Genomic DNA, 13,538 nt, shown 5'->3' with positions numbered 1-13,538 from the left:
AGTACGGAATTGATTGAAAGTATCGCTCTTAATAGATTCAAAAGTTAACGAACGAATGGAAAACGGTGAACTGTTTCTCCTTCTTTCAAAATTAAGTGATAATATCCATTAGGTAAATGTGTATATATTAACTCCTTTCCTGTCAATGCTCCATTGTCGATCAGATGTCCTTTTGCATCATAGATAAAATAAGTTGGTGTCTCTAAAAAGTCTCTAGAGAAACTCAGCTTTTGAGTATTCAACAATGGATCTGTACCATGAATTTCTAGATTTTCCGCTAACTGATTTTCCAAGGTTGAAACTCCAGGAATTGTAGTTACTTCGATATAGTCAGTATTTACTTTCTTTTCATCATTGGCATATATAGTAGTAATCGCCAGTCGGTAAGTAGTATTAGGAGTCAAATCAGATAATTCAAAAGAGGTGATATCTGCTTCTAGCTCTGTTATTTGATCGATTCCTTCTACTTGAACAGAATAAAATTCAGCATTTTCGATGTTATTCCATTCAAAAGAAATCGCATTATCAACTATCTGAAGTATTGAAATAGTAGGATTTTCAAACGTCACTCTATTAACATAAACCGTAGTTGGTTCACTCCATTCCGAAGTAATTTCGTCTTCAAATAAAGCTCTAATAGCAATTGAATAGCTAGTCGCTTCTTCAACATCCATGGTTAAGTTTGTATTGGAGATTACTGATGAAGAAGAACGTTGATTATTAAGATTGACACATTTTATTTCATATCCTTCTGCAGCAAATACATCATCAAAAGCGATAGACAAAGCCGTCGAATCCTTTGTGATGGCTAGAGTAGGAATATCAAGTACTCTTTCTCCTCCGACTGTAAAGTACAAGTCATCATAAAACTGGTCGTTGACTAATCGAATATAATGATCTGTTTGAGACAACCATTCGGGCAAATCCAATGACAATACTCCATCTTCAATGATAAACGGCGTACTTTTTCCATCTAAAATTACTTCTTGTACTTGCGAGGCATTACTCACTGTTAAATTCAAAGATTCATCTCCTTGATTTACTGAAGCGGCGGCCATAATTTTAAATGGAAACGACAAATAGAATGGCTCACCATTATTATCAAAGACCGTTTTCCCATCAGTATTTTTCATCTTTACGTTGATGCCTAATGGAATATCTCTAATCTCTTCCAACATTTCTTTTGTGATCACTCCAGATACAATATTATTGGATTGTGGCAGCACCCTCAAGATTGAATTATTTGAGATTTGATACGTTTCATACATCCCTACAATTTCCATATCTAACAGTACAGGAGCATCAAAATCTAGATTATGATAAGCTAAATCTATACTTACTTCATAATCTACTTCTCCTACTTTACTAAAAAACTCTGTTGGTTGAAGCTGAAAATACCCATTTAACCCTTCTGCTCTTGTTTTAAACTGAATCTCTTCTGAATATTCTGAATCACCAAATTTCGCAGCAATGGTATACAGTTCTGACGGTTCTAAATTATCGATTTCCAACTCTTCGGTAGCATTAAAAACCAGTTCTTCATCATTAATTAAAATGGTAACCATATCTTGGCTTTCAAAACCTGATAAGGTAAAATAGGCTTTTGAATCGTATACTCTAGCCAACTGAAGAAGTGGAGCAGATCCTTTAGTTTGAAATCTAAATGACGATTGATCAACATGGTCTGCATAAATAAATACCACTTCATAGTTTGTAGAACTAATCAAATCAGTAATATTTAATTGCTCAGAAGCTGTTGTTCCTTCTTTTACAATTTCACCGTTTTGTTTCAGTTTATAGTGTAGAGACTCATTATTCCCATCAAATAACAACTGTATTTTTTGATCAGTTATGGCTAAAATTTGTGCTTCTGGAGCTTTTCTAATGGATGAAGCATTTGCCACCCAACCAACGCCAGTATTTGATGCATCACTGTAGAAAACCAATTTAAGCTCACCTGATACATGAGTACTTACAACAGGTGCAACTGGATAATAGTCTCCTGAAATTCTTGTAATCAGTTCATCGGTATCGCCATTGTAAATCTCTAAATAATCGATTCCTGGTTCTAGGTAGAAATCAACTAAATCAAAAGACACTTTATGTTGTTGATCAATTGGTTTTAAAAGCTGAGTAATTTGTTGATTGGAATGGTAAAAACTATTTAAACCTTGTGGATCAGTATGTGTTAACTGATCTACTGTTAAAGGTTGTGCTTCCATCACATAAACATCAGTCATTAATGTTTTTATATCTACCCATTCTGACCAAGCTGAATTGTTAGATCGAATTCTAAATTGATACGCTGTATTTGGAATTAAATCCTCTACCGATACATAATTAGAATAAAAGACTTCAATATTGGTTTCTTCACCATTTTTGACTTCTACCTTATAATATTCAGCACTTTCATCTTCCCAATACAATTCTATTTGATCAGTATAAGACGCCTTATATAATAATTGAGGCGCTGACGATAAAGTTGCAAATGTTTTTTCTGTACCAAATGCATAACCATCCTTTCTAATCTTAACTTTATAGGTATGTGACTTTGATAACCCTTCTATGAGATAATGATCAGATGTAGTCGTATAAATGGAGAACTCTTTCGTTGTATTATCTTGTAATTCCAATGTATAAACATCGTTTGCATTGTTATCAAAAACAATTTCAGCAAAGTGATCTCCAGGTAGAATAGTAAACTCTTGATCCAAGGGTAATGCCTCAAAAACAACTACTTCAAAACCTTCAAAATTCTGAGAAGCATTGGTCATAAAAGTGAAAAATACTTCAGAGGAATTAGAGAAAAATGTTCTGCCTTTAGCAACGTCTCCTGTCAGGTAAAAGTTTAGATTTTTGATTGAGAACACTTCTTCAGAAGAGGCTATTAAGTAATCGTTATTGGCTTGTAGCTCACAATAATTGACTTCAATACCGACCACTGCATCTGGATTTGATGTACTAAACTTATGGACTCTTTTTTCTCGACTATTATAGGTTTCGTTTAAACTACTTGGGTCAGAGAAAATGATTGGAGAGGAAACAATAGTAGATGCTTTATCCTCAATTTTAATGGTAGAATTAGTAGCTAGTGTTTTTATCTTAAAAGGTACTGAATAGAGTAATTCATCAGAAGATTTAGCTTTTATAGTATACTCCTTATTAGGTTGTAAATCTGAAAAAGTAACTATTTCAGAAGAACTTTGCTGATGATATTCTTGATTATTTTCATCAATAAGAACGACATCTTTATTGGTACCTATATCATCATCAAATGCAACTGATATACTATTACCGCTGATGTAATGTTCTTGAGGAATCAGCAATGAAGGGGCTTGGAGATCAACAACGAAATCAACATAATCCGCTTTTTCATCAAAAGAACAGGAGAATGGAATATCATTGTATTTCATACCAATCCTAACGGTATAAGTATCTGATTTCATACCTGGAATATACCATTGGAAAGCAGAGGTTATCGTACCAGATTCTGGTGAGAGTTCTAGTAATACCTCATGATCATCGTCAAAATCATTGTCATGATTTAAATCGATAAATATGGCCCAGCCTTCCGGAATCATTGCTGTTCGGAAACCAGGAGTTAAAGTAATAGAATACTCTTTTGACGCATCAAAAGTAAATCTCGTCTCTACAGTCTCAAAACCATTACTCATAGATTGTTCTAATTGGTAGTTACCAATAGATATTTTATCAATCCATTCATTAGTGTCATTGGTTTTGGGTAAACAAGTAGTAGCAAAGAGAAAATTATTAGTAGTATTCAAATAAGCGAATAGCAGCAAAATAGCTACTTTCTGGTAGTTAATCATTGGGTGATAAGATTATGTATAGCATACGTTAGTAATACCAAGGGGCAAATATGTAAACAAAGAACACAAGAGCATAAATTTTCCTCACCAACTTCTTAGAATCTTATCATAAATACTTAATAAAAAACAAAAAGGCTACCACCAATTGGTGATAGCCTTTCCCACTCTGCTTATATAATTAGCGAATTATCAATTTTTTTACGACTGATTTCTTCGCATCGATCACTTTAATTAAGTACATACCAGAAGGTAAATCCCTTACACCAAATGAAGCTTCAGGATCTTCTGATGGATTATGAGTGATAGACTCAATTGTTAATCCATTGTTGTTCATTAATACAACTTGTACTTCTTGGTCGAAATTAGTGAACTGAATATTCACCACATCGCCATTATTAGGGTTTGGATAAATCAATACTGATTCTTCATTGACCGTTTCCGTATCTTCAGATTCGTTGTTGATTACCACAGGTCCGAAGATCTCATACTGTCCATCAAAATCTACTTGCACTAATCTATAGTACGATTGACCTCCATATGGTCTTTCATGAATATACGAATAATTGTTCGTAATATTTGAGTTACCTTGACCTTCTACAAAAGCGATTTCTTCGTAGTTTCTTCCATCAATTGACACTTCAATATAGAAACCTTCATTATTTAATTCGGCAGCAGTACTCCAAGATAATGTTACACCATTATCTGCAAGCTCGCCTTCGAAGTATACTAGCTCTACAGGAAGGTCATCACCTGCATTGGACACCGAAATAATATTATTATCATTACCTGGATTTCCAATCACTTCAGATAAAGTTCTTGCATTCGACATTAATCTAGAACCACCTCCACTTGGACGAGTACCATAGAATGTAATTGGAGTAGATTGGATCACACCATCAGCAGGTAGATAATCTGGCTCTCCTGATTGTAAGTAATCCCAAGTTTCAGCACCGTCTGTGTGATATAACAATCTTACATCTTCTGCAGCTGCATAGCCATCCAGTTTACCATCAAATATAAAATTGACGTGAGTTGTAAATTCTTCAGACTGACGAGCTAATGTTTCTCCAACCGTTATTGGGTTTAACTCCCAGTGCCCTTCTGTATATACTGTATTAATATCAGCAGGTAAATCTAAATCCGAACCATCGCCTTTTATTTTCTTACCGCTTACATATTCAACTTGCCATACAATATGAGATTGTCCAGCATCAATTGTTTTATGTGAGAAACCTGGGTCTTTCTGCTCAATTTGTCCTACTCCAATTGGATGGAAATCAGCCAAGTTACCTACAGGGAAGAAAGTTGCTCCTTCATGGTTTGCTTCTACTAAGAAATGTGCTAAACCAGTTATATAAGAAGCAAAAGCTTTGTTCACTACCGCATCAGGATCATAGTTAATTGCTCCTCTATGGAACAAGAAACCATTTGAAGCAATTTTACCGTCAGTAAGATCTAATTCTTCACCAACAAATAAGTTACTTTGTAATTGGATTGCCTCTTCAGTAGTTTCAGAAGATGTGTTCATCACTACTACTTTTTTCAACGGCATATCTTTCGTATTACCCACCTGTACATGCTGAGTAGTAGTACCATCTAAGATAAATGTTAAATCATTATCACTTAGAACTACACCCGATTCGAAAGTAATATCCTTTTTAAAGACAAATTCTTTTTCACCCGATTTACTATTGAAACTTTTAATCACAGTACCTGCTTCTGCAATAAAGTTACCATGAATAACTAATTTAGAACCACCATTAATATATAACCTCGCATGGTTGTTTTCAGCCATATCAGGATCTTTCTTTAAAGTTAAATCCGTCATCACTTCCACTTCCACCTCATTATTATTACCAATGATTAGTGTTGTTCCATCATTTACTGTTAGACCTTTATCTCCAATAGTAAGGTTACTATTTAATGTATACACAGGATAAGTTTCTGCACCTAAACCATTGTCTGGAGCTACAAGTGTTAACTCATTAATACCTGCAACATTGGTAGCGGCATTTACTTCGATAAAATCATTCGCATATGAACCGTCACCATTTTTATTTTCTACATCAGTGTAAGTAGCATTACCAGTGATATCCATAATAACACCACCATTATTTAGTGTTAAGAATTCTGACCAGTTATCATCGATCAATCTCTCGATTCTCATGATGATTAAACCTTTACCATCAACTTTACCTAAACTTGCTCCTTCTGAACCTGCTGCAATAATTAATTTACCATCGTAGTAAGTTGTATTTTCATCTTCTATTGTGATTTCAGAAAGTTCAACATCTTGATCTAATACTACTGCTGTACCTCTTCTTACTCTAACTATTGCACCTAAACCTGGTACATCGTCGGTAGGTTGCAATGCTTCATAACTACCTAAAGAGTAATCATAACGTTGCCAAGAAGAAGTAGAATTCCAAGCCAACTCAGTTAAACCATCATTGTCAACTTGAGTCATTGTTTGTCTTGGTTGCGTTCTAAAAATAGGTGTTAGATCTGCAATATCATCTGGGTGCCCTATTACCATTAATGACTCAAATTTCGATTCCTGTAAGTTGGCAGGTAATAACGCATTTATATTGGCCATCAATGCAGCATTAATTAACACTGTACCGTAATTATCATTCTCATAAACATCGTTTACAGTGAAATCATAGAATGCATTCCCCACATTTACAGATGGAAGGTAAGTTGTTTCATCACCGCCATTGATAATATCTTCATCATTGTAGTGTAGGTTAACACTTAATTGAACACCTGTCGGAATATCTCTTATTGATCTTGAAGAATTGGATTTCACCATATTAATGTACCAACCAAAATCAATAATTCTAGCATCAGCTTGCGTTAAACCTTCTTCTATAGATTTTACTGGAATTTCGTTCAATACATTGATTGAAACTCCAAAATTATCAGTAGTAGCTCCTGTTGTTAAGTCCAATTCAATTGGTGTAAACTTACTACCAACACCTAATGGAACAACCGAAGATTTTGTTTCCGTTTTAGCATACATCACATATACACCGCCGTTACGGTTTCTATCCGTTACTTCGATCATACTTGTATTACTGAAGTCATTTAATGTTGATGCATTCGTTGCACCTGTAATAGATGCTCCTTCTTCAATAATTAAAGTATTCTCATCAATCTGAAGATTACCACTTTTTAATTGTAAGCAATTCTCGATTGTCAAAGTCAGGAATAGATCTTCATTATCTGGATCTTTTAAAGAAGCGTGGTTCGTATTATCAATCACCATACTGTAGATTGTCCCCTCTTCAGAATTGATAATTTGATTCGAAGTACCCGCCATATATAATTTACCATTACCTGAATTATCATTACTGATAGTACCGTTAGATAAGAATAAATCACCTAGTAAATAGATATCAGATTGTATTAAACCAGTATCATTCGTTTTTGGGCCAATTCTAGCACCTTCACCTAGCTCAAGGTTACCATTAATTAAAATACCATTTTGCCCATTTTCTGTCTGTGCATAAGTAATAATTAACTTTGAAGTCTCTTGAGTTACTTTTACGTTTCCGAAATTATAAACACCCAAAGCAGATCCATCTGCATCTCTATCGTATAAATATTGAGTTGCTTTATTGAAATAAGTCGTTGTGTTTTCGGCCTCGTACGTTCCTGAGTTGTAAATATTCTCATCGAACCATACGTCTTTTATCCCTTGTTCAAAAGTAGTTCCTGCGTTGATTAATAGATCACCACTGAAATACAAATCGTCTTCCAGTACTTTTACAGTACCACTTTTCACTTCTGTATCACCCAATGGTAAAGTTGAATGAATAGAGAATGTTGATGAATTGTCTCCTTCAATAAGAATTCTTGAAGGTAAACTTGTGTCTTCATTCTCATAGAAATTACTTAATGATTGTGTAGTTGGTGTTAGTAATAAACTAACATCATTAGCTCCATAAGAAGTAGATCCTTTGATCGTAAAAGAAGTTGTAGGATTAGACTCATCATAAGTGAAATCTAAATTAATAGATCCATCATCAACGATTTCAAATATTGCTTTTTGATTGTAATTACTAGGAAGAGTCTGGCCACCAACAGTAAATGTACCACCACTTTGATAGAAGTGAAGTGCTCCTTTATCGTTGTTCAATACTCTACGAACTTGTCCGCCGACAACAAACTCACCTGCTTTTACATTAATCATGGCATTACCAGAAATACCATAACTGATATAGTTGTAAGAACCTTCATCAAAATCGACAGTACCACCATCTACTTCCAATAGACCATCTAATAACATACCACCAGTTGTAGCATGTGTAGAAGAAATTGTTACTGTCGCATTATTTTTTACGATTAAACCTGCATCAGAAGGAATATAATATTCTTCACCTCCTGAATTTAGTTCTACATTCCAAGCAGAAGATGGTTCTAATACAACAGTACCACTATTGATTAGGAAAGGCTTTTCTTCTGTGTCTCCATCTGCTGTTTTAGCAATAGTGAATGGATCCTGTATTGTGAAAGTTGTTGACTTACCTCTATTAAACGATACATCATATAATTCAATCGATGCTCTTTGCTCTGCATCAGGATACTCGAATGATGCATCTTCATCTCCAGTAAAGTTTAATGTTACTTTTGAAGCTTGTGCATCTGTTGCTCCATCACTATCATTGATTCCTCCACCATATAAATCAAAGTAAAGAATATCATTGATTTTTAAATTCTTTGAAACATTTAAGGTATGATGAACAGGTGTTGTTGCTATCCCTTGCTCGATGTATATATAGTTCTGGTTTTCAAGTACACCTTCTGATGATCTCTGTGATGAGAATAAAGTACCTGCATTGATTGTTTTTGGATGACTACCTTCTTTACCGAAGATAATAGCACCATCATTATGTACTCTTAAGGTGTCATTTAAAGTGATGTTACCATTTGTAGTTTCACCATCGATATATAATGTACCTCTATATCTCACTTCTATAGCTTCTGCTTCAAAGTCATAGTCAAAGTAACATGCTCCCGAATGTAATTCTACAATTGGAAGTTTTGATAAATTCAATTGAGGCATTTTTGTTAATGCTGTTGCACCATGATCTGCTGCATGTGCTAAAGTAGTGATCGATTCTTCACCTGAAGTACCTTTCAACCTAAAAGGGAACATCAACTTTAAGATACTAATCGGATTGTTGGTCCACTCTCCAAAGTCACCTATCAATTTAGGCTCGAAATAATCTTGATCATCATCTTTACCAAAGTTTAGTGCTAGCTCTCCTGCACCTGTTACTTTACCAATTTTCAGATCACCACCGTAAACTTCAATATTACCTCGTCTTCTTTCAGAGTGCTCAAATTTTAATTCCGCTACTTCAATATCTTTTTGAATGTAAGTATTTAGTCCATTATCGTACTCTGCTTCACTGTAGGTTAATGTACTTTTACCTGTATTGATGATAATTCCTGTTGCATCAAAATCTTCAGTACCAAGAATTACAACATCATTTTTTGTCGGAATCTGACCACCAGCTCCAATTGGAGTTAAAGCATCAGCATCGTCATATTTTGACTCGTCTAAAACATACCAGTTTAAAGGGTTATCCCAAGAGTTATCCCCTTCCCCAGCACCATAGTTGTACTGATATTTACCATCACCATCTAATGCTAGTTTATTTTGGTAAACCATAATTCTTGGTGCACCATCAAAACGAGTTGGATGACCTACTGTGTAGTTTGCATTTTCTAAAACAAACCTATCAGAACCATCGTAATTTTCTTCGAATGCAAATACTAGTTTATCTTGGTATACATCTAGAGGATTAAACGCTAAGTTTCCATCCCATCTAGACATTAGCATAATATCTCTTTTAATATCACTTACCGTTGGGTTGGTAATATCGCCATTAGCATCTATTTCCGGAGCATCAAAACTGATACGCTCATAAGTACTAGATACATTTGCATTGTTTTGTCTGATATAACTATCGTTGTCTAATACTTTACCAGGAACCAAATCTTCTAATTCAGAATCTGTTAAGTCATTAGAGTTAGAAGTAAATGGATTTAATCCTGAACCAAAATCATTAGGGATTTCGAAGAACCATCTTACTGTTGGTAAAGTCGCATCTTCTGTAAAAGAAGAACGTTTTACATTCCAATAAACACCTAATAATTCATCATTTGAATCTTGATTGGCAGTAGGTAATTGAGATAATGCCGGTGATACAGAAATATAACCAGAATTATTATCATCTACATTGGTCAAAACAACACTGGCAGGTGTATAGATATAATTTGAATTATCATCTCTTATAGCAACCGGAAAGTGAAGGGCTATACCGCCATATCTACGAGAGTTGGCCATATAGATGGCGTCATCATCATGTGATGCTGTATATTTTTTGTTGGTTAACTTATCGTGGATATTTACAAACTCAAAGTCAGTTCTGTTATTATCTACTTTTAATCTTAAGCCACCACTAGAAGCTTTACCATTCGTAACAAAGAAGTTATTATATGTTTTGATATTTGAGTTACTTCTTTTTAAAGTACCAGTACCAAAACGAGGAATAATAGCATCCTCACAACCTGCATTGATTAAATTATTATCCCCATCTCTTGGACAATTTAAAACGTACCCAGTACCAAATGTAAAACGATCGATAGTTAACTGATAATCCTGTAAATCCACAGTACCTGAAACATATTGTACACGATTAAATTTCACATCACTTGTAAAACTTAATGTGTGATCTTCAAGGTAGATACGAACGTTACCAAATACAGCGTTGTCGGTTGTTTCGATGGTTACATCACCTTCTCTAAACTTTAATAAGGCTTGTACACCTGCAGTACCTTCAGTATCCGACAATGTTTTTGTTCCATCATAAATACCAAATGTACCAAAGTTCTTTACTGTAGCACCTGTTCTAAATAATCGAACAGAATAATTTCTATGATCAAAAATACCTGAAAGTAATTCAAAGTCTCCTTCAAAATCAATTAAGTTAGACTCATTTTCATGGTATCCGATTGTAGCTTCGGTGTCATCAGAAATAGCAAAACTAGAATGGGCAACTAATGTTACTTTCTTGTCTTGTGTATCTTTATTGATTCTAAAATTACCTAATGACACATTCCCTATTTCGAAACTAACATCACTTGCTACAGCATAATTAACATTTAATTCTGAATCATCATTACCAATAAAGTTGATCCAATTTACCGAAGATTGGAACCAATTTGCTTGATTAGTTCCTGTATTTCTTTGAATACCTGTATATACAAATGGTTCTTCTTTTGATAGGATTAGGTTTTTCTTGATGTATAAGTCTTTGTTGTTACCGTCCAACTTACTAGCAGCAAGGTTTAATGATCCATTGATGTATAAATCGTTAGCGGGAGTCACTACATTATTTCCACTCCATGAATAGGTAGCCTCTGCTAATTTTACAGTTCCATCTCCATAAGTATTTACATTATAAAGAGGTGCTGATGAATTTAGAATAAAGTTATTTCCTGCAGTTGTAAAGATATTGATTTCACCACCCTCTACATTTACGTTTTCAGGGTTAGCATCAATATGAATACCTTTATCATTTTCTGCATAGATATTTAACTCTGCTCCATCATACATCTCGAAAGAGTTATCTGAGAAAGGTAATACTAGCGTATAAAAAGCTTGGGATGTACCATAAAGGTGAGTAGTACCACCGTATAGTTTTATAGAACCTCTGTGTATAGCTGAAAGTGAACCTACCGTTGGACGAATCACTGTAGACTTTAACGTACCACTGTTTACTTCCAATTGTGATAATTCTCTTAAAACGATACCCATTGTAGGGTTGTTCACTCCATCGTTATATATATCGAATATACCTCCATCAAGATTAATCTTACCTGATACATAAAATACAAATCCACCACTCATAGTTAAAATACTTCCTGCTCCAATTTCAAGAGTTGCAGCTTCAGGAAGAGAATGAGAGTAGCTACTATTTGAGGCATTATTGAAATCATAACGAATACCACCTCCAGTATTTAAAATACCTTCGACAATGGTTAAACCTTTACCATCATTACCTAATGTAAGGTTCGCTGATGAATTCGCTGAGATACTTAGTCTACTTGTAAGCCCCTTGTTAACATAAACTTGATAGATGTCTGTTGCCCCATTAAATTCGAATTTTTGTTCATCTACTTCATCAATAGCTCTTAATGATAATTTAGGAGCATCAACATTTCCTTCATTTAAAAAGTCTTTGTTGATATTGATAATATGACTTTGTGTATCGTTAGCGTGAGTATCGATTCCACCATTAGTTGCAATAGATAATGAATGACCAATATTCAGCGTTGAAGCTGTTTCTACATATGTTGCTCCAGAAAAATCACCAAAGACAAAATTGCCACTGACGATATTTAAATCACCATTGATATCAAGGTCTTGAGCATAAAAATTGTTTCCGTTGATATCTATTTCAACGTTACCAAATTCGTAGTTAAATCCACTATTTAATACAATATCGTTACCTCCTTCAAATCTTAGAGTACCCCCTTTTCCAGTTGCTGCATCATAAGAATAAAATCCAACTGTAGGGTCCAAACCATATCCTAATGGGATATCGTTTGTTTTTAAAGTAATAGTACCAGAACCTTGTATTGTTTGGAAGTTGTGCCCTGTAGTTTCTCCTAAATCCAAGATGCCGTTTTCTTCAACAACCATCTTAGAGAAGTATAAATTATCTGCTGTAGCAGTAACTGTTTGTCCACCTAAAATGTGAATTTCATCGTTAGGTAAAGGTACACCATTAGTACCACCAACACCATTTGAACTCGTAGTCCAAGAATTGGCATCAGTAAATGTTTTGTATCCACCACCTGTAGTTGTATACCATACTCTAGATGAATAAAGATTGTATTTTGAATCTAGATAAGTCTCAACATCTTCATGCAGTGTGTTACCTGAAGCAATTACATCATCTACTTTTTTGTCATAAACAATAATCTCTGCAATTTCACCTTGGAAAGTATTATTTTCTACTGCTCCATGATTGTTAAATGGCAGTGCACCTATAAAGATTTTAGAGTAATCACCAAGATCTAAATCAGCAATTGTTGCATTAGTAAATTCTAATTCTAAGATGTGCCAAGTACCATAACTCCATTTAGGATCTGAATCTCCCGATGCTGAAGTACCAGTAGTGTAAGTTTCATTAAAATCAAGGCTGTATTTAAAACCTTGTCCTCCTCCTGTAACATTGAATCGGAAACCTCTTTCTGCTGAGTAAGAAAAATCTTTTGCAGATAAAATTACTTGTTTACTTCCACCACCAATAAGATTTACATTTTGGTAAGTTGAAGCTGAAGCATTTAATCCATCAATTTTGAATACAATGTACACTGACTTCATATCAGGAAGTGCTGTGGTACTGTATAAGTAATCAGAGTTGTTAAACTGGATTGTTTTGTTTCCTGAAACACCATTACTCAAGATGGTAGGTCTGTAGCCTGCATCTCCAGTGAATGTTAGATTAGGATTTCCGCCTTCACCTGTAATGCTCCATGAAGAAACATCTCCACTCAATGAAGAAGGGTCGAAGTGATACACTCTTCCGTCCGAAGGTGCTTGTGCATTAGTTGTTGATATAGTGAATAATAATGAGAGGATTGTCAACAAGTATGCTAGTGATCGATTTGTAGAAAATATAAGCA

Annotated in this window: 2 protein-coding genes; both read right to left on the bottom strand. The window is 34.5% G+C overall.

Annotation, left to right across the window (positions count from 1 at the left end):
* Positions 1 to 44: 44 nt before the first annotated feature.
* Positions 45 to 3,830, bottom strand: coding sequence for a GEVED domain-containing protein (locus QL232_RS06100; protein WP_281613466.1), 3,786 nt, complete (start codon positions 3,828 to 3,830; stop codon positions 45 to 47).
* A 178-nt stretch (positions 3,831 to 4,008) separates the two neighbouring features.
* Positions 4,009 to 13,503, bottom strand: a complete 9,495-nt coding sequence (locus QL232_RS06095; protein WP_281613465.1) for a T9SS type A sorting domain-containing protein — start codon at positions 13,501 to 13,503, stop codon at positions 4,009 to 4,011.
* Between the last annotated feature and the right edge of the window lie 35 nt (positions 13,504 to 13,538).

Source organism: Flammeovirga sp. SubArs3 (assembly GCF_947387565.1).
GTDB classification, from domain to species: Bacteria; Bacteroidota; Bacteroidia; order Cytophagales; family Flammeovirgaceae; genus Flammeovirga; species Flammeovirga agarivorans.
Note: the sequence above shows the minus strand (reverse complement) of the source record. Positions and strands in the feature narration are given on the sequence as shown.